General features: G+C 41.6%; 18 protein-coding genes. 13 read left to right on the top strand and 5 right to left on the bottom strand.

Annotated elements, in window-relative coordinates:
- Positions 1-25 precede the first annotated feature (25 nt).
- From ACHZEU_RS04070 to ACHZEU_RS04035, 8 genes are all read left to right on the top strand, one after another.
- Positions 26-520 (top strand): ECF transporter S component, encoded by a 495-nt coding sequence (locus tag ACHZEU_RS04070; protein ID WP_048390640.1) that lies wholly within the window; start codon positions 26-28, stop codon positions 518-520.
- Positions 517-1,203, top strand: coding sequence for a hypothetical protein (locus ACHZEU_RS04065; protein WP_066038515.1), 687 nt, complete (start codon positions 517-519; stop codon positions 1,201-1,203). The genes ACHZEU_RS04070 and ACHZEU_RS04065 overlap by 4 nt, the downstream gene beginning before the upstream one ends.
- 435 nt (positions 1,204-1,638) lie before the next feature.
- The gene (locus ACHZEU_RS04060; protein ID WP_048390642.1) at positions 1,639-3,372 is read left to right on the top strand and encodes an ABC transporter ATP-binding protein; all 1,734 of its coding nucleotides are present in this window, start codon (positions 1,639-1,641) and stop codon (positions 3,370-3,372) included.
- The gene (locus ACHZEU_RS04055; RefSeq protein ID WP_404804057.1) at positions 3,369-5,180 is read left to right on the top strand and encodes an ABC transporter ATP-binding protein; all 1,812 of its coding nucleotides are present in this window, start codon (positions 3,369-3,371) and stop codon (positions 5,178-5,180) included. Before ACHZEU_RS04060 ends, ACHZEU_RS04055 begins: the two co-directional genes overlap by 4 nt.
- Before the next feature lie 41 nt (positions 5,181-5,221).
- Positions 5,222-5,641: a DUF1801 domain-containing protein gene (locus ACHZEU_RS04050; RefSeq protein ID WP_004228761.1), complete on the top strand. Its 420-nt coding sequence runs from the start codon at positions 5,222-5,224 to the stop codon at positions 5,639-5,641.
- 126 nt (positions 5,642-5,767) lie between these two features.
- Positions 5,768-6,751, top strand: coding sequence for an alpha/beta hydrolase (locus ACHZEU_RS04045; protein ID WP_404804056.1), 984 nt, complete (start codon positions 5,768-5,770; stop codon positions 6,749-6,751).
- Between the two features lie 2 nt (positions 6,752-6,753).
- Complete coding sequence (locus tag ACHZEU_RS04040) at positions 6,754-7,425, top strand: response regulator transcription factor (protein WP_048390648.1); 672 nt, start codon at positions 6,754-6,756, stop codon at positions 7,423-7,425.
- Entirely contained in the window at positions 7,422-8,411 is a 990-nt protein-coding gene (locus tag ACHZEU_RS04035) for a HAMP domain-containing sensor histidine kinase (protein ID WP_048390650.1), read from the top strand. The genes ACHZEU_RS04040 and ACHZEU_RS04035 overlap by 4 nt, the downstream gene beginning before the upstream one ends.
- Positions 8,412-8,445: 34 nt before the next feature.
- On the opposite strand, the gene ACHZEU_RS04030 is transcribed toward ACHZEU_RS04035, so the two are convergent.
- Both ACHZEU_RS04030 and ACHZEU_RS04025 read right to left on the bottom strand, forming a co-directional pair.
- Positions 8,446-9,315 (bottom strand): DMT family transporter, encoded by an 870-nt coding sequence (locus ACHZEU_RS04030; protein ID WP_404804055.1) that lies wholly within the window; start codon positions 9,313-9,315, stop codon positions 8,446-8,448.
- Positions 9,316-9,424: 109 nt separating this feature from the next.
- A complete protein-coding gene (locus tag ACHZEU_RS04025; RefSeq protein ID WP_115673718.1) occupies positions 9,425-10,282 on the bottom strand; it encodes a LysR family transcriptional regulator in 858 nt (285 codons plus the stop codon).
- Between the two features lie 136 nt (positions 10,283-10,418).
- Here ACHZEU_RS04025 and ACHZEU_RS04020 point away from each other — a divergent pair, with 136 nt between their 5' ends.
- The 5 genes from ACHZEU_RS04020 to ACHZEU_RS04000 all read left to right on the top strand — a co-directional run bounded on the left by ACHZEU_RS04020 (position 10,419) and on the right by ACHZEU_RS04000 (position 14,283).
- Positions 10,419-11,627 carry an MFS transporter gene (locus tag ACHZEU_RS04020; RefSeq protein ID WP_054548758.1) on the top strand — a complete coding sequence of 403 codons (1,209 nt, stop codon included), beginning with the start codon at positions 10,419-10,421 and terminating at the stop codon, positions 11,625-11,627.
- 29 nt (positions 11,628-11,656) lie between these two features.
- Positions 11,657-12,037: an SRPBCC domain-containing protein gene (locus ACHZEU_RS04015; protein WP_404804054.1), complete on the top strand. Its 381-nt coding sequence runs from the start codon at positions 11,657-11,659 to the stop codon at positions 12,035-12,037.
- 112 nt (positions 12,038-12,149) lie between these two features.
- Entirely contained in the window at positions 12,150-12,866 is a 717-nt protein-coding gene (locus tag ACHZEU_RS04010; RefSeq protein WP_048390660.1) for a toast rack family protein, read from the top strand.
- 128 nt (positions 12,867-12,994) lie between these two features.
- Complete coding sequence (locus ACHZEU_RS04005) at positions 12,995-13,519, top strand: hypothetical protein (RefSeq protein WP_048390662.1); 525 nt, start codon at positions 12,995-12,997, stop codon at positions 13,517-13,519.
- A gap of 32 nt (positions 13,520-13,551) precedes the next feature.
- The gene (locus ACHZEU_RS04000; RefSeq protein ID WP_048390664.1) at positions 13,552-14,283 is read left to right on the top strand and encodes a carboxylesterase; all 732 of its coding nucleotides are present in this window, start codon (positions 13,552-13,554) and stop codon (positions 14,281-14,283) included.
- A gap of 124 nt (positions 14,284-14,407) precedes the next feature.
- Here the strand turns inward: ACHZEU_RS04000 and ACHZEU_RS03995 are convergent, their stop codons facing one another.
- Genes ACHZEU_RS03995 through ACHZEU_RS03985 form a run of 3 tightly spaced genes read right to left on the bottom strand, consistent with a single transcriptional unit; the run spans position 14,408 to position 18,247 of the window.
- Positions 14,408-16,882, bottom strand: a complete 2,475-nt coding sequence (locus ACHZEU_RS03995; RefSeq protein ID WP_404804053.1) for an ABC transporter permease — start codon at positions 16,880-16,882, stop codon at positions 14,408-14,410.
- Positions 16,882-17,610: an ABC transporter ATP-binding protein gene (locus ACHZEU_RS03990; RefSeq protein WP_048390701.1), complete on the bottom strand. Its 729-nt coding sequence runs from the start codon at positions 17,608-17,610 to the stop codon at positions 16,882-16,884. Before ACHZEU_RS03990 ends, ACHZEU_RS03995 begins: the two co-directional genes overlap by 1 nt.
- Positions 17,611-17,662: 52 nt before the next feature.
- The gene (locus tag ACHZEU_RS03985; RefSeq protein ID WP_048390667.1) at positions 17,663-18,247 is read right to left on the bottom strand and encodes a sigma-70 family RNA polymerase sigma factor; all 585 of its coding nucleotides are present in this window, start codon (positions 18,245-18,247) and stop codon (positions 17,663-17,665) included.
- Positions 18,248-18,372 lie beyond the last annotated feature (125 nt).

Raw genomic sequence — 18,372 nt, 5'->3', positions numbered from 1 at the left:
CATTCAACAGAAAAGAGGGAATGAAATGGAACGACAAAAATTAAGAAAATTGATTTTGACGGCGATGGTAGCGGCCATCTGTGCAGTAGGAGCAATGATTAAGGTACCAGCGTTTATTTCAACGGCTGCACTGGATTCGGCTCCTGCCTTTTTAGGTGTTGTCTTTCTATCCCCCATCTTAGCAGGGGTTGCTGGATTAATCGGCCATTTTATTACAGCATTAACATCTGGATTCCCCCTAGGACCTTTACATATTATTATTGCGGTAGAAATGTTGATTGTCGTATGGGTCTTTGGGGTGATGCATAAAAAAGGCATGCACTTTTGGAAATGGCCAGTTGCCTTAGTATTAAATGGTATTGTTGCGCCACTACCATTTTATTTTATTATTAGTCCAGCATTTTTCTGGGGTGCTTTAGGTAGTATTCTAATGGCAACGGTGATCAATTTAATCATTGTTGCGGTAGTAATGCCCGTCCTATCAAAGGTTTTTGTGCGTAAGGAAGGTCGTGCACAGTGAGAAATGCGATGAAAGTAGGGGCATTCATTGCGACCATGGATAATGCCGCAGCCATTGGACAAAAACCGCAAGATGTTGTGTCAGCACCAGACCAATTGACAGCCTACATGACAGCCCGTGTAACGTTTTTAGAACAGCTTGCTGCACAGGCACTACCTATTCAAGTTCTACTTGCGAATTTTTCTGGAGATGCCGCATGGTCTCGCTATGAAAAAGGTATACAGCAAGTGTTTACAGAGGCAGGTCTTACATGCCCAGCCATTACGGGGAGTACGGAATCCAATATGCCCACATTGCAGTCAGGCTTAGCTGTTACAATGCTTGGAGAAATTCAGCAGCAGCGTCGAGCATTTGACCACGATCAGCTTAGCTGGTACACCTATGGCCTGCCGCTTGTGGGTGAAGAGGTGTTGGCACAGCCTGAAGATGTGGCGCAGTTGCTGCCTGTTTTCAAGGCATGGCAGTCAGAAATTGTTCAGCAAGTATGGCCAGTCGGATCAAGGGGGCTGCAAGGAGAATTTGCCCGTCTGTTTGGGGAGCGACATGTGGAATGCGCTCTTGATGGAGCAAAATCAGCAGGCCCCTGTACAGTCATTTTGCTAGGCATTGCTCCAGACAATGAGTCACAGGCACAAAAAATTTTCCTGCGAAATTTTGAGAAACTACGCATTTCTGAAAAGTGATGGGGCTTGTTTTGAGCAAATGATCGCAGCTTGGGACAGGGCTAGATAATCCAGAGCAAGTGTTATTTTACTTCGATATGATTCTTGCTCTGGGTATTTCCTTACTTATTGACAGGATGACGCTGAATCTAAAGTAGCTGGCTGTTGCTTGTAAAGGAATAGGCCCGCTCTGTAGTGTGAGGAAGTCGCTCTTCAGCAGGGCAACCCGCTCCAAAGTAAATGAAACCCGCTCATAAGAAGTGGAACTTCGCTTTAAAAATTCACCACCCTCCAAAATCTGCTTAGAAATTAGATTTTTTCTCCTTATGAAGACACTACACCACAATCAAACCACTCCAATAATATTACGAGACCCGAAAAATTATTTATCAAATGGGAATGATTTTCAGTTATAATAAGGAACGAATGGGATTTAAATAGAACGGAGTCGAATGTATGCAGGCAGTTAAACAATTAGGGCAGTATTTGGGGCCTTATAAATTTTTCACGCTGATTGCACCGTTATTGATGGTGCTAGAGGTGACGATGGATTTAATTCAGCCGACCATCATGCAACATATGATTGATACGGGGATTGCCAATGGGGATAATCGTTACGTATTGAATATGTTTGTGTGGATGCTTGGCAGTGCAGTGCTCGGACTTATTGGTGGGGTTGGTTGCTCGTATTATAGCTCGAAGGCGGCGATTCATTTTGCCTCGGATATTCGACAGGCTCTTTATGAGAAGATGATGACTTACTCAGCCAAGGAGCGAGATGCTTTTACAACGGGGAAGCTGATTACGATTTTAACGAGTGATGTGGAAAGTATTCAGCGTGCCTTTATGATGACGCTGCGTATTTTTGTGCGTGGGCCCTTGCTCTTTATCGGCGCAGTGATTATTGTGTTTGTCACAGCACGTGAGCTTTTTTCCATATTGCTCATTATCGTACCATTGTTGGTTATAGCGATGTATTTTTTTACGAAGTATTCGGGTGTATTGTATCGTCGTGTTCAGGAGGCCATTGATGCCGTCAATACGAAGCTACAGGAAAATTTGGCGGGTATTCGTGTAGTTAAAGCCTTTCGCCGTGAAACACAGCAGGTAGCACAGTTTGGAGAATTAAATGAGGCGTTGACGAAACGTTTTATTACAGCTGAGCAAATTGTCGGCGTGCTTGTACCCTTTACGATGTTTGTTGTCAATCTAGGGATTGTAGCCGCGCTTTGGCTTGGAGCCATTAAGGTAGACGCGGGTACACTGCAAGTGGGCGTTATTCTTGCATTCATCAATTATTTAACGATTATTTTAAATGGACTGATGTCCTCTAGTATGGTGCTGATGCAAATAGCGCGAGCCTTGCCTTCAGGAGAACGCATTGTGGACGTGTTAAACAAAGAGATTGCTGTTAAGGAAGCGGAACATGCGCTGACCGATCCAATAAAAGGGGCCATTGACTTTGATCAGGTGAGCTATCGTTACTATGAAACAGCTGAGGATGTCCTCAAAAAGATTTCATTTTCGGTGAAACCAGGGCAAACGGTCGGTATTATTGGGAAAACAGGTAGTGGTAAATCGACGCTGGTGAAGCTATTACCTCGCTTATTTGATCCCTCTGGTGGCGAAATCCGCATAGACGGAAAACCACTAAAATCCTACTCACTCGCAACCCTACGTGAGCATATCGGATTTACCTCACAGAAAGCATTATTGTTCTCAGGACCGATTGAAAAAAATATTCGTCTCGGTAAGGATGATGCTACAGCTGAGGACATACAGCAGGCATTAGAGGCGGCCTGCGCCAGTGAATTTGTAGAGCGACTTGATAAGGGCTTAGCACATGAATTATCACAGGGTGCTACGAATCTTTCGGGTGGGCAGAAGCAGCGCCTTGCATTAAGTCGTGCGTTTATTCGAAAGCCTGCTATTTTGGTGTTGGATGATACAACGTCAGCGTTAGATAGTGCATCAGAACAACAAGTGCAGCGAGCTATTGCCACCTATTATCAAGACACAACGACCTTCATCGTAGCGTCGAAAATTGCCTCCATTCAGCAGGCAGATGTTATTTTGGTACTAGAGGATGGCGACATTGTTGGGCAAGGAACCCATCAGCAGCTTCTACAATCAAATGCGCATTATCAAGCAATTTATGCGTCACAGCAAAAGGCTGGTGAACAAGGATGAGTCAAGGTCAACCAAAGCAAATGAATTTTGGACGTGGACCGCGTATGGGGGGACCAGCTGAAAAGGCGAAAAATCAAAGGGAGACATTGTCACGTGTGTGGCATTATGTCAAGCAACAAAAAATAGGGCTGTTTTTCTCTWTCTTTTTTGTCATTGCCTCGACCTTTTTAAGCCTTGCGKGGCCCTATATGATTGGGCATATTATTGATGATTATATTATGAAAAAGGATATCGAGGGAACGATTCGTTTAGGCATCCTGTTGGCCGTTATTTTTTCAGTAGCCTCTATTCTGACATGGCTGCAAACCTATGTCATGATTCATGTGGCGATGAAAACCATTCGGACATTGCGTCTGGAACTATTTCAAAAACTTCAGACACTGACATTACGCTTCTTTGATCAGCGGGCACTGGGGGATTTAATGAGCCGTGTGACCAACGATATTGATAATTTAAATACAGCACTTGCGCAAAGTGTTACGCAAATCGTGTCGTCCATTTTAACTGTAATCGGTGTCAGTATCGCCATGTTTACATTAAGCTGGCAATTAGCAATCGTGACATTGATTATTATTCCGCTGATCGTTTTCACAACCAAGCAAATCATTAAACGCAGCAGTAAAAATTATGCAGCACGACAACGAGATCTCGGGAAGCTCAACGGCTATATTGAGGAAATGATTACAGGTTCGGAGGTACTTACGCTTTTTGGTAGGGAGCAGCAAACGATTGATACGTTCCATCAGCAAAATGAAAATCTACGAAACTCTGCCCAACGAGCAGAAATTACCTCTGGCTTACTAGGTCCGATTAATAACTTTATGAATAATTTAGGCCTTGCCATCGTCATCGGAACAGGTGCCTTTTTAGCAGTAAAGAGTATTGTTACAGTGGGGATTATTGCCGCCTTTGTGACCTATACACGGCAATTTTTCCGTCCGCTTAATCAGCTATCTAATCTATTAAACACCTTCCAGTCTGCTATTGCTGGGGCAGAGCGTGTTTTTGAGATACTAGATGAACCCTCAGAGGTAGCCGACAAGCCTAATGCTATCAAGACGGCATCGCTCAAGGGGGATGTTGTTTTCAAGCAAGTATCATTTAGTTATGAGCCAAATAAGCCTGTGTTAAAAAACATTGACTTCCATGCCAAGGCAGGAGAGACATTTGCTCTTGTTGGCCCAACAGGCTCAGGCAAAACAACGATTATCAATTTATTAACACGTTTTTATGACGTCGATCAAGGTGAGATTTTAATTGATGGGCATAATATTGAGCACTATCAGATGGCGACGATTCGCCAAAGAGTCGGTGTGGTTTTACAGGACACCTATTTGTTCTCGGGAACGATTCGTGAAAATATTCGCTTTGGTAAGCTAGATGCGACAGATGAAGAGGTTGTGGAAGCGGCAAAAATTGCGAATGCCCATCATTTTATCAAATATTTACCTGCCCAATACGAAACACCCGTGCAGGCAGGAGGAGCCAATTTAAGTCAGGGGCAGCGTCAGCTTATTGCGATCGCCCGTGCAATTTTAGAGAATGCAGATATTTTAATTTTGGATGAAGCRACATCTAGCGTGGATACCCAAACAGAGGTCGATATTCAAAAAGGCTTACAGCATTTAATGCAGGGACGCACAAGCTTTGTCATTGCCCATCGTCTGAAAACAATCGAAAATGCCGATCAAATCCTCGTGATTCAGCAGGGAGAAATTGTCGAGCAGGGCAATCACCAAGAGCTGATGCAGCAGCAGGGGATCTATCGTCATCTTCAACAAAAACTATTGTTAGAGCAGGTAGAATAGGGAATAATAAAGGTACATCTTCCAGAGGGCGAGGGATTGACATGTATGAATTAAAGACCAAAGAAACCGATGTAAGTGTCATTGAATTTATTGAAAGTGTAGACCATCCAAAAAAGCGAGAAGACGCCTATCGATTATTGGACATTTTTACAGAGGTCACAGGCTATGAAGCCAAAATGTGGGGACCGAGTATTATAGGCTTTGGTAAATATCATTACAAATATCAAACAGGCCATGAAGGGGATGCCCCACTAGCTGCCTATTCCCCTCGCAAAGCGAAAATTAGCTTATATTTTGCTCCAGGGGATGAACGAGAGCAACTATTACAACAATTTGGTAAACACACAACAGGAAAAGCCTGCGTTTATATTAATAAGCTAGCTGATGTGAATGAAGACATCTTAAAAGCCCTTATACAACAAACGATCGATTTTTTACGAAAAACCTATCCAGATGCTTAATCAAGAGAGCTGCCTATTAGTTAGGTAGCTTTTTTGTATGAAATTTATCTATTTTCTCCWAAAKTTTAGTAGATATTTATTTTTACCGTGTATCCTTGCAAGTATCAACGAAAAGAGGAGATACGTATGAAAAAGAAAGCAAAGAAAATGATTGTCTATATGGGGGCATTGATTGTGCTTGGAATGGTGATAATTTGTATTTATCACTATAGCTTAATACAGAAGGAGTCAGCTATTTTACAACCTAACGGCACATTAAACAATGTAGATGGTCACAATCTCCATGTTTATCAGGAGGGGGCTGGCGAGGATACATATATTTTTATTGCTGGCTCAGGTATCGCATCACCCGTATATGAGCTAAAAGGGCTGTATCGTAAGTTTTCACAGCATCATCACATTGCAGTAGTGGATCGAGCTGGCTATGGCTATAGCGACGTAGCCCATGATGATAGAGGAATCGATACGATTTTAGCGCAAACACGACAGGCACTTCTGCAAAGTGGGCTTGAACCACCCTATGTCCTTGTGCCACATTCCATTTCAGGGCTAGAGGCCATTTACTTGGCGCAAAAATACCCAGAGGAAGTAAAGGGCATCATCGCTCTAGACATTGGCCTACCTAGTCAATATGTAAAGCATAAAATGGGGACGGTCGATCGTTGGATGGTGAGAGGCATGCACCTCGCTACTAAACTCGGCTTACATCGACTTTTGCCAACACAGGTCTATAATCCGCAAGTACTTCAAATGTCGTTTTTAACAGCACAGGAAAAGGAAATCTATCAGGCGTTGTCCTTTAAGCAATTTTTTAATGAAGATATGCAAAATGAGCTGTTGCAGGTCTACGAAAATAGTTTACAATCAGAACAGCTCAAAAAGCCGCAAGACACGCCTATCTTACTGATTGATGCGATTGCGGAAGAAAATAAACATTCGAAATATACGAAGCAAAATCGGCAGGATTATGCTGACTTTGCAAAGCAATTCACTAATGCACAGGTGAAAGAGGTCAGTGGGACACATAGTATTTATCTCTATCAGCCAGATGAAATCTATCAACTGGCAATGGAATTTATGAAAACAACGGGTGATGAGAAAGGTCGATAAGTATGAAAGGATTTAGAATCTTAATTATAGAAGACGATCACATGATTGGTGATCTACTGCAAAAAATAGTACAGCGTGAGGGCTATGAGGCAATCTGGAAAACAGATGGCAAGGATATGATGGCGCTGATTCAGCAGGTGGATTTAGTCATAATGGATATTATGCTGCCAGGAGAGGATGGCTATCAATTAAGCAAAAATATTAAACGTTTAGGCTTAAATATTCCAATCATTTTTCTATCGGCACGTAATGATATTGAAAGTAAGCTAGAGGGGTTGATGGTCGGCGAGGATTACCTGACAAAGCCATTTGATCCGCGAGAACTGTTGCTAAGAATGCAAAAAATGCTAGCACAACAGTATGGTACACTTACGCAAATTCAGCATTTATTGATTGATGGGGAGCGTCGTCAAGTATTTTATCATAGTATCCATGATGAAATTGCCCTAACAGCGATTGAGCGAAAAATTTTCTTTTATTTATTTGACAATCGAGACAGAGTATTAACAAAGGAACATTTTTTTGATTATCTTTGGCCGCTCGATGAACGCAATCATAATATTTTGAATGTCCATATTAAAAAAATTCGAACAAAGCTACAAGACCCAGCAGGCACTATTGTGCAAAATATTTATGGAGAAGGGTATCGTTTAAATACCTATAATAAAAAATGACCTTAAAAACAAAATACCGTACTTTGTTATTTGTAGCCATTGGGAGTGTGCCTGTTGTACTATTAGGCATTAGTGTGGCCATGTCAATTTTGTATGACAAGGCCTTTAAAATGAAAAATGACGGCATTCCGTTTCATGAGTCCTATGCCTATCCTATGATGCTGATTGCGTTTGTGCTAGCGTTAGGAATGCTCGCATGGCTATTTTCCACATCGATTCATTCGTTACTATCCAAAATTACACTACTTAATAAAACAATACGAGAACTAGCAAGTAATGAGCGAATACCTGACACGTTAACGATAAAAAGTGAGGATGAAATTGGACAGCTTAGCCAATCTGTCAATCTTTTAATTGAGCGTACAACTTACCGAGAATTAGAGCTTGCCCAGCAGCAGGAGCTTCAAAAAGAGCTGCTACAAAAGTTGCGACATGACATTCATACGCCGTTAACGGCTATCCGTTTGCAGCTGTTTTATCTAGAGGATCAGCTACAGGGGCAGCCCAAATTGGTGGAATCCTTACATGCACAAATTCAATATATCACGAATTTAACTAATGCATTTCAGTTACAGTCCTTTGATACGAGTGAACAGTCCTATGTCATGCAGGAGGAGGTTCAACTTGTCCCATTGTTACAAATGATGATAAAGAAGTGGCAGTATCTATATCGCATGCAGAATATTACGCTGCATTTTCAGCACGATGATTTACAAGCAGCTTGGCTTAGCAATGAATTGTGGCTACAGCGTTTATTCGATAATGTCTTTCAAAATACATTAAAGCATGCCCAAGCATCCAAGCTAGAGGTGACGATTAAGGACGGGCAAGTTGTCATGTGTGATGATGGTATTGGCTTTACGACTGAAGATGAGCATGGCGGACTTGGGCTTAAAATCATTCAGGATATTGCTAAAACATTGAATATCGAAGCTTCCTTACAATCAAACAAAAATGGCACGACCTTCTACTTTACACACCAATAAAAAACAACGGCARAGGCTRCCGTTGTTTTTTATTTTACACTGATTTTCGTTGCTGTAGTAAGAACAGGGCAAGWCCTAGTAAAATGACCACAATACCGATCCCCTGTTGAACGGAAATCATCTCATCTAAAATAAAATAAGCTAATATACATGTGCCGATTGTTTCGCCTAAAATACTCATGGAAACCACCGTTGTACTTAACCATTTCAATAGCCAATTAAAAATGGTTTGCCCGAAAATCGTTGCAATGACAGCCAGCCCTACAAGGGACCACCAGGTGGAGGCTGAATAATCGAAAAACGATTCTTTCATAAAGAGGGCATAAACGGCTAAAAAGATCGAGCTACTGCCATAGCCGATAATAGAATAGGGAATGAGCGATAAATCCTTGCGCACTGATTGCCCAATAAAAAAGTAGGCTGTAATAATACCTGCCGCAATAAAGGCAAGAATATCGCCATAAAGGGCTTGTCCACTAATCTGGAAATCTTGCCAGCCAATAATGAAGCAGCCGATGATCGCTACGAAGCAGCCAACAATCGCTCCTTTTGAAAATCGCTCTTTAAATAAAAAATAGCTGCCTATTAAAGAGAATAGTGGCTGTAGTGTCACAATGACGGTTGAACTAGCCACAGATGTGTAGTTTAATGATTCAAACCATAACACATAATGACAGGACAAAAATAAGCCTGATAAAATGCCGAGTCCCCATTGTTTTTTCGAGAGACTTGTAAGCTCCTGCCGCAAGCTCTTCTGTGCCAATAAAAATGGAAGAAGTACTAGCATCGCAAAAAATAGTCGATAAAAGGCTGTAATCGCTGGTGGTGCATCAGCTAGCTTAACAAAAATTGCTGAGGTAGATAATGCAAATACTGCAAAAAATAACGAGATGTAATAAAACATGATGTACTCCTAAGCATTTACAAGATTAATAATGACAAACCTATTATAGTGTAGTCCGCATGAATAATATAGGGTTTTTAGAATATTAGCACAAAATAGGTTTATGGAGCTAATTCTGCTCAAGCAAGGATTCAATGACCTGTTTTAATTGCAGGATGAAGGGCTGCTTACTGTCATCTTTTTTATAGATATAAACTGTTTCGATCACACTGTGAAGGCCATCTAAATCATAAAAATGCAGGTCGGGACAAGGATAAAGTGCTAGTAATTTGGTATTTAATACAGCCAATGTATGCTCGATTTCAAGAAAATCTAAAATACTACTAACTGATTTAATTTCCTTCATCGTAAAAGGTACCTGCTTGTCAGTGAGCCATTGTGCTAATGCATGGGTATACATGCAGCCCTTACTTAAAACAAGCAATGTGACAGGTGTTCGTTGATCAAAGTCAATGATATGAGCGGAGCTTGAGATAACTTCAAACGTCTCTGTGGCTAGTACATCATAGTGTAGATCGCTATAATGCTTGATTGGATTACTTGTCAATGCACAATCTATTTCCGCCAGATGAACTTTGTGATTTAAGGCTGTACTTGATTCCACAGTGAAATCAACATCTATCGGACTTCGACTAGTTTGCAGTGCGTTCATAATGGATGGTCCATATATTTTTATGGTTGTATGAGATGTACCAACCAAAATGCTTGTTTGTGTAGGGCCGATGGTATGTAAAAAGTCTTCATACTGCTCGGCAACTTTCTTTAAAAACTGTAAATAATGTTGACCTACCTCTGTCAGCTTTAAGCCTTGGGGTGTTCGTTTAAAGACGTCCTGCCCAATTTCACGCTCCATTTTTTTCACCTTTGCTGTTAAGGCAGATTGTGTATAATTGGTGATTTCAGCCGATTTACTCAAGTTTTGCCTCTCTAAAAGCTCCATTTTTAAGGCAATTTCTTCAATGTTCATGTTGTTCCTCACATACCTATAGATTTTTTTAATAGCCGCTATCATTTTCCTCCATTTTACGTTCGCTAGCTGTCCACGTACACTCTAGATAATGAAAAGGTAGACTGCAAAAGCAGTAACCTGATGGAGGGTTTTTATGCATACATATTATCGATGGGTCATCTTGCTTGTGGCTACACTTTCGCAAACAGCCGCAACCTTTGTGACCTACGGAATGGGGCCAGTTGCCTCTTTTTATCAAATGGAATGGCACTTAACGTCCTTCCAAACAGGGCTAATTGTTTCAGCCGTCAATATAGGGCCAATTTTCTCCATGCTGCTATTTGGTTATCTCATGGATAAAAAGGGAGAAAAGCAGATTATTGGATGGGGCTCGATACTACTGGGCCTGTCAGCCTTATTGCTAATACCCGTGAATCATTATACGACATTGCTTCTCGTATTAATAGTTGTGGGGATATGGTATGGCAGTGCGCAAACAGGTGGCAGTACTGCTATTGTGAAATGGTTTCCTAACAAGCATCGAGGACTTGCTATTGGGATACGCCAAACAGGTATTCCGATTGGAGGTGCATTGGCTTCCACTTTGCTGACCTATTTGTATCAACATCATCATCTATCCTCTGTCCATTTAGCACAGGGCTTGATGGCGGTTGGTGGGGGACTATTATTTTTATTGCTGTACAAAGAACCAAAACAGCATGACACCGCTACGGCACCTCTCATTCCTTTTAAAGAGAAGATGCGTGCTATTCGGCACAATCGAGCGCTCTATCCTTTATTTTTTGTGGGCATGGTCATGATGTCCCTCCAAATGATTATCATTGCTCACTTTATGAGCTATTTACATCATGAAGGTGGGTATACATTAACCGAGGCGGGGCGCTATTTAAGTCTGATTTTATTTGGTGGGATGTTTGGGAGAATTGTACTTGCTTGGATGAGTGACCATTATTTCGCTCAAAAACGAGAGCCATTATTAGTGCTCGTCATGGTCGCTACATTCCTGATGGTTGGCTTTTTGCCCTTTGTCATACATAGCAAGGGCCTCATGATTTTATTTTGCAGTTTATTTGGGTTTTTAGCGCTTGGCTGGTATTCCATATATATCACTTGTGTCACTGAGCAATCCGATTCGCAAGCAGTAGGACTAACTGTTAGTGCAGCGTTAACGATTAATCAGTTCTTTATTGTCTTGGCACCAACGGTTTATGGTTTATTGGTTACTGTTTTTTCCAGCTATCAGCTCGCTTTGGATGTTATCGCTGTAATGGTTATACTGGGGGCATTTCACTTATACAGAACATCCCAAGGTAGTCTAACTTCTGAAAGTTCGGTAAAATAATGGAAAAGAGGAAATGGAGGTTGCTGCGAATGACCAGTTCGATTTGGATTGAGGCAAAGATTTATAAAGTATGGCAGGCGATTACAGAGGAGCAATCCCTCTCCCGATGGTACGCACCAGGCTCCATATGGGACATCCCTATACTAACGGCTGGGGAAAAGATGACATTTACCTTAATGCCAAATGCGCATAACCAGCTTTCTGAAAAACTGCCGATGGAGCTAACGATTCAACAAGTGAAGAAAAATGAGGAATTTTCCTTCTATCTAGAAGTTCCTGAAACATTGATTGCTATTACGCTAGCCCAACAGGGTAATGGCACTACGGTGAGCTTTAATTCGTCAGGCTATGATGCCTCTCTTGCGAATTTAAAGGCATTGCTGGAGGGGCATGACATTCCTTATCAGTAAGCCTCTCTACGTCTTAGGTCTTAGATGAATTTCGAGCGGAGGGTCGTATTTTAATTTCCTCCCTTATATATAATGAAATTATTGGTAGATTATACGGTGGGAGGAAATAATAGTGAAAAAATTAGTGGGTTTAGGTGTCGTGATAGGCACGTCAGCATTGGTATTATCGGGGTGCTTTTCCTTTATTCCAAATAAAATGCGAGAGGAAGCCATTTTGGTGGAAAAGGATAAAGCGAAAGCATTAGAGGTAGACATTGATTTAGGTGTTGGCGAAATGAATGTATCGAGTGGTGCAAAGGAATGGGTTGAGGGCAACGCAGAATATAATGTAAAAAAGCTAGCCCCTCAGATAGACTATGATCTACATGGCGATACAGGAGAAGTGGAAATCAAGCATAAGGGCTCAACAAGGCTGGGGCTCTCGAATATTAAAAACACATGGGCGATTCAACTGAACGACAGCATCCCCATGAATCTAAATGTGGAAACGGGTGCCTCTCTTGCCAATCTTGATTTACAGGGTCTTCAGCTGGAAAAGCTCGATATTGAAGCGGGTGTCGGTGATCTAACGGTTAACCTAGGTGGCGACTGGAAAAAGAGCTTTACAACGACTATTGAAACAGGTGTCGGTCAAACAACAGTTATTTTACCTTCAAAGGTTGGCGTGAAATTAACGACAGAAAAAGGCATTGGCTCGTCTAAAGTGGAGGGCCTTATATCAAAAGGGAATGGTGTCTATGTCAACGAAGCTTACGACAAGGCGGATGTCGTGCTAGAGGTCAATTCGGAATTGGGCATCGGGGAAATTACCTTTAAGTTAGATCGATAGAAAATGGAGTAGGCTACTTGATTGAAATAAATACAATAACCATAATAGGAGCGTCAAATACATCCTTTGTATTTGACGCTTATTTTATGGTAGTTTTAAGAAAGCAATGTTTCAAAGGAGCGAATAGATTGAAGACCTATACATACAAGCAACCAGCGGCCATCGAGTCAACAGAGGCCGTTAAAATTTTAAATGAAGCGGGGGAGGTATCGTCCACCGTTCAACGTGTGTATTCCAATGCACTAAAAAAAGCATTCGATAAAACGATGGACTATCGTTATTTCGTTCGTTTTGATGTCCACGATCGCAATGGTCAGCCACTTTTTACGTGTAAAAAAGTATCCCGTCGCGGGCGCGTGCATTTTCGTGGTAAGGATTTGGTAACAGGTAAAGACTATATGATTGCCTATGATGGCTGGCAAATTATGATTCCTGATTTAGTTATTACCGATGGCGAACAGCAGATCAAGCTCAACAAAGAAATGGAGGACTGGTCTGTTTTTACTGTGAATGAGCAGCCCATCGCACGCTGGCAAGCGACTTTCTGCGAGACGCATTTTAACATTACACTACAAATTGAAGACAGCAGTCCCATTCAGCAGGAAGCCTTTTTTATTGCCATCGGACAGGCAGTGCTGTTTGTTGGGGCTTAAATAAAGGTAGATGGAAGAAAGGGCTTGATGAAATGCTAAACATATTACCAGCAAAAGAGATTTATTTACAGGGAAATGAGCATGCCCTATTGCTTTTACATTCCTTTACAAGTCATACAAGAGATATGAAGACAGTAGCCACTGCATTACATAACCAAGGCTATACTTGCTATGCGCCGCTATATCGTGGACATGGCACTCATCCAGAACAGTTATTACACTATCAGGTAGACGACTGGTGGCAGGATGTAGTGAATGCTCATCAATTTTTATTGGATGAAGGCTATCAAAAGATTTCGGTCATCGGTCTATCCATCGGGGGAATTTTCGCGTTGAAGCTTGCTCAATTAGAAAGGCTCGAGCAAATCATTGTCTTATCTGTGCCGTTTGATAAGGAGCCAGAGCAATTAAAACAAAGGATTATTGACTATGCCCATAATTACAAAACAATAGAGGGCAAGCCACCACTTCAAATCGCTCAGGAAATGGAGCCATTTGAGAACATGCCATTACATGCGATGAACGCATTCCAAACATTTATCCAAGCAACGATGGAACAGCTTGATAGAATTATCATTCCTATCGCTATCTACTATGGTGAAAAAGACGATGCCTTATACACGCAGAGTGCTGGAACGATCTATCAGCATGTTCATTCATCTAGAAAGCAGAAGAAAGGCTTTGGAAATTCTAAGCATCTCATGACATTAGGACGAGATCAAGAGGCTATCATAAAGGAAATGATAGAATTTCTTCAAATTTAGGGAGAATTTCATTTATAAAAGGAGTGGGGGTGCTCCGCTCCAAAGAGGGGTAAAAGCGCTCGCTCAAGAGAGAGCCCCGCTTCTAAAAAAACAGCCACCTCTATCCATAGAGTGGCTGTTTTACCTATATTTCCAAGATCTCATTCGCTAATTTTTGTCTGCTCATCCAGTAGCCTTGAAGGGTAAAGACAATGAGTGTTGACCCTAGGAAGGCGAGACTTGTGAGGCCCAATGTTAGAAAGTCATAGGACATCGGCGAGCCATCATCAATGAAGCCTAGCATMCTCGTTAAGACGAACCCCAGAAATGTCCCGACCGTGAGACCATAAAGGACAAACGATAGGACTTGTGTCAGTATGAGCTTCATCAGCCCATTTGGTGACAGACCAATTAATCGTTGGATGGCATAGTCACTGCGTTTTGTATAAATCGCATGCAGTAAAGTTTGAAGGACACCAAGCCCCGTGGCAGCTATTAAAATAACAAAGACGCCAACAAATAGGCTCCACCGTTGGAAGAACATTTCATTGGATTGTGCTAATATGGTCGCTTTATCTGTCAACTTCAGGGCTGGCCAGCGCTCTTCCAAGAATGATAGCTCCGCCAATGTCTGCTCTGGGTGGGATGTTTCGACCATAATGTCTTCGATAATTGGGTGATCCTGTGCCGTGAGGAATGATGACCAATCAACGATTAAATCAGCACGGTGAATAGGTGTATCAGTAATTCCTATAATTTGTAACTCACCAGTAGGCATATCCTGCCGGGCAGTAAAATCATAGGTACCCATCGTTACACGATCACCCACTGCCAAATGATAACGCTCGGCAAAGCCCTTTGTCACGACAAGGCCATTTTGCAAATTTCCTTCCTCAATTTGAGGCAACTTCTTTAATTGCATAAATTTCTTAATATCAATGGTTGTATAGTTCTCTGGTAGCCATTCATCGCCGAGTTGTAGAGCAATATACGCATTATTACTTTGTGTATACGCGTACTGTACGCTTGGCAATGCTTCTATTTCCTCTATAATTGCAGGCGTGATAGTTGGATCATTTAATTCATTATTGATTTTTATGGCTGTTTCGTATTGTGATTCTGTGTAGGCAAGGTCATTGTTTTGTAAGGTTTTCATTAATGAACTTCCAAAGGTTAAAATAACCATTAATCCTATCATGCTGAGCACCACGGGCATATTTTTGCGTACTTGTGGCATGAGCTGCTGGCATGCTAAATAGGCTTCCTTGCCAAGTACCCTTCGAATCGGCTTTAAAGCCAGATGAAGGATGGCTGTAAATAGATAGGGGATTAGTAACAGTAAAATCCCACATACAAGTAGTGTTCCGAGTAAAATAAACAGGGCACCTTGATCGCTTCCTGTCCCAGCTAAATAGGCTTGTAAAAAGAAGAAGGTAGCTGACACACCTACAATACTGACAATAATTGTTTTCCATTTTGTCCAACGCAGCTCTAAATTTTCATTATCTGTCGCGATTTGTAATGGCAGTAGTCGAGAGCTTTTCGCTACTTGCCATTTTGTCATCACTTGAAGAATGATGAAGCTGGAAAGGGCAATTAAAAGAATAAACACAATAGGAAGCTCTGTTTTAGCTTCGGGTAAATGCAAAAAGCTAAGTAATTGTGGTAGCCAGCTTTTTATTATCACAAGGCTCAGCGTTGTTCCAAGCATAACGCCAAAGCTAATGATCAGTGATAGTGGGAGCTTGACTATACGTCCAACCTGTTTCACGGATGCCCCGAGAGCCCGTAAGATCATGAGCTGCTCTTTAATTTTATAAAATAATAGCTGGAATGTGGACAGCAATAGGACACTTGAAATGAGTAAAATAAAAACGGATAGTACAATCATAAAAACCATTAAGCTCTGTAAATTTCTTTTAATCACATCGTAATCACTCATAACATCAACACGTAATGTTTCATCCAGTTGTTTGATTTCTGCGCCTACTGCCTTGGCACGCCCCTCATCAGTTTTAATGAGCGCAAATATGCCTGCCGTTTGTGGCTGACTGTTGTTCATCCATGCCTTAACTACGTCATTCGCTAAGAGGATGATATTAGGACTGTCAGTGCCTTTCATCGGCGGTAAAATTTCTTGCACGATAAAAGCCTTTGATTGAATATGAATGGAGTCCCCAACTCGTTTGTTGAAAAGACGGGCAACATTTTCCGAAAGAATGGCATCATCCGGTCCAAGATTGACCGCAAAATGGTAGCGACTTTTCACAAGGTCATCATTTTCGACGCCAACGGTATAAAATGCGGTGTACTTTTCATGTTCAACGATTGTATGAGCTATCGATAAGCGGGACACTTGTGTGACACCGGCTAGAGTAGAAAGCTCTTCTATTTGATTTGTCGTCAACAATTTTTGCTGATCGGGATTATAACCAACCATTAAATCCATTTCCCCATACAATGCTTGGATGTCTGCCTTCATCTGGCTATTCGCATTCCAAATGTAGACGGTCATCGTCATCACCAGGCAAATCGAGATCGTAATAATACTAATACTCGTTAGGACATTTGCCCAAGCGGCACGAAAAAGCTTGAGGGCAATATTGCGCATCGTAAACATTAGCGATCCCCCCTCGTTATTTCCTTGAATTTCATTAGAATACAATCTAAATCCTCTTCATTTTGCCGGTTTTGATAGGAATCCACAATCGCCCCATCATGGAAGAACAATACCCGATTGGCATAGGTAGCCACATAGGGGTCATGTGTGACAAGTAATATCGTTTGCTGGTTCTTTTTTTGCAGAGCAACAAGCAGTTCTAAAATTTCATCTGTTGTATGAACATCCAAAGCCCCCGTTGGCTCATCTGCCAGTAAAATAGGAGGATTGGCAATAATCGCTCGCGCAATGGCGACACGTTGCTTCTGTCCACCAGAAAGCTCATGTGGTCGATGCTTTGCCCAAGCAGCGATGTTTAAGGTTTCCATCATGTGCTGCACACGCACCTTAATCTCCTTGCTAGGAATATCATTTAAAATAAGGGGAAGTGCAATATTATCCTCGACGGTTAAATCCTTTAGCAGATGAAAGGATTGGAAGATAAAGCCGATATTTTCTTTTCGAAATTGCGATGCTTTTGGCTCTTGATAAATAGCCTGCGCTTCTTTGCCAAATAAAAATAATGCTCCATCTGTTGGCTCATCGATTGCACTGATCATATTCAGAAGAGTACTTTTACCAGAGCCGCTTGTCCCCATAATCGCCACCATTTCTCCTTGATAAATGGTGCAATGGATATTTTTCAAGGCATTCACAGTATGATGCTTTTGCTGATAAATTTTGGACATCCCTTCAACACGTAGCACCTCTGTTAAACGTCCTTCAGGGATGGGTATTGCATTAATGACTTCTTTCAGCGGATTGAACCCACTCATCGAGATATGCCCCCTTTAATTGTTGTCGTAATGCATGCAAGCCACGGCGAATATGTGTTTTCACGGTACCTTCAGGGCATTGCAAAATCGCCGCAATATCCTTGACAGAGTAGTCTTGATAAAATCGTAGCAATAGCACCGTTTTGTACTTTTCCTCGAGCTGGCAAAGAGCCTGCCATAAATCCAGCTCTTCTTCGATGTATGTAGGAGATGCGCTTGTTAAATCCTCGAAAGTTTGTGGTTCAACAGGCATAACTGTTTTTTTCTTCGCAATATAGGTTTTACAGCAATTTATCATAATGCGGGTAAGCCAAGTGGCAAAATAGTGAGGCTCCTTTAATTGCGGTAGCCCCTCATAGGCTCGAATAATGGTTTGCTGAAAAACTTCTACGGCGTCGTTTTCATTTTGTACGTAGACATAGGCCATTCGGTAAAGCTTATGCTGCTCCTGCTCAATGAGCTGATAAAACGCCTGCTCATCACCTTGTTGGGCTAAGGCTACAAGAGTTTGTTGGGTGCTCGTAATGAAAATCGCCTCCTTTTCGACCATTAGACTCAGCAAGTCATCATTTCGATTCAAGTTTTTTATTTTTATTGAGAAACGTCATAAGCATACCCATTTAATAGAAGGTTATCAATTTACTGCTATAATGATAGTGGCTTCATCAAAAAAAG

This window comes from Lysinibacillus sp. S1, from assembly GCF_044986265.1.
Taxonomy (GTDB): domain Bacteria; phylum Bacillota; class Bacilli; order Bacillales_A; family Planococcaceae; genus Lysinibacillus; species Lysinibacillus capsici.
Note: the sequence above shows the minus strand (reverse complement) of the source record. Positions and strands in the feature narration are given on the sequence as shown.

What these genes read in the sequence shown, in the direction of transcription:
- ACHZEU_RS03990 (WP_048390701.1), bottom strand. Translation starts at nt 17,610, where the DNA reads ATGTCCAAAATTTATCAGCAAAAGCATCATACTGTGAATGCCTTGAAA.
- ACHZEU_RS04015 (WP_404804054.1), top strand. Translation starts at nt 11,657, where the DNA reads ATGACCAGTTCGATTTGGATTGAGGCAAAGATTTATAAAGTATGGCAG.
- ACHZEU_RS04070 (WP_048390640.1), top strand. Translation starts at nt 26, where the DNA reads ATGGAACGACAAAAATTAAGAAAATTGATTTTGACGGCGATGGTAGCG.
- ACHZEU_RS04060 (WP_048390642.1), top strand. Translation starts at nt 1,639, where the DNA reads ATGCAGGCAGTTAAACAATTAGGGCAGTATTTGGGGCCTTATAAATTT.
- ACHZEU_RS04025 (WP_115673718.1), bottom strand. Translation starts at nt 10,282, where the DNA reads ATGAACATTGAAGAAATTGCCTTAAAAATGGAGCTTTTAGAGAGGCAA.
- ACHZEU_RS04000 (WP_048390664.1), top strand. Translation starts at nt 13,552, where the DNA reads ATGCTAAACATATTACCAGCAAAAGAGATTTATTTACAGGGAAATGAG.
- ACHZEU_RS03985 (WP_048390667.1), bottom strand. Translation starts at nt 18,247, where the DNA reads ATGGTCGAAAAGGAGGCGATTTTCATTACGAGCACCCAACAAACTCTT.
- ACHZEU_RS04050 (WP_004228761.1), top strand. Translation starts at nt 5,222, where the DNA reads ATGTATGAATTAAAGACCAAAGAAACCGATGTAAGTGTCATTGAATTT.
- ACHZEU_RS04020 (WP_054548758.1), top strand. Translation starts at nt 10,419, where the DNA reads ATGCATACATATTATCGATGGGTCATCTTGCTTGTGGCTACACTTTCG.
- ACHZEU_RS04040 (WP_048390648.1), top strand. Translation starts at nt 6,754, where the DNA reads ATGAAAGGATTTAGAATCTTAATTATAGAAGACGATCACATGATTGGT.
- ACHZEU_RS04045 (WP_404804056.1), top strand. Translation starts at nt 5,768, where the DNA reads ATGAAAAAGAAAGCAAAGAAAATGATTGTCTATATGGGGGCATTGATT.
- ACHZEU_RS04035 (WP_048390650.1), top strand. Translation starts at nt 7,422, where the DNA reads ATGACCTTAAAAACAAAATACCGTACTTTGTTATTTGTAGCCATTGGG.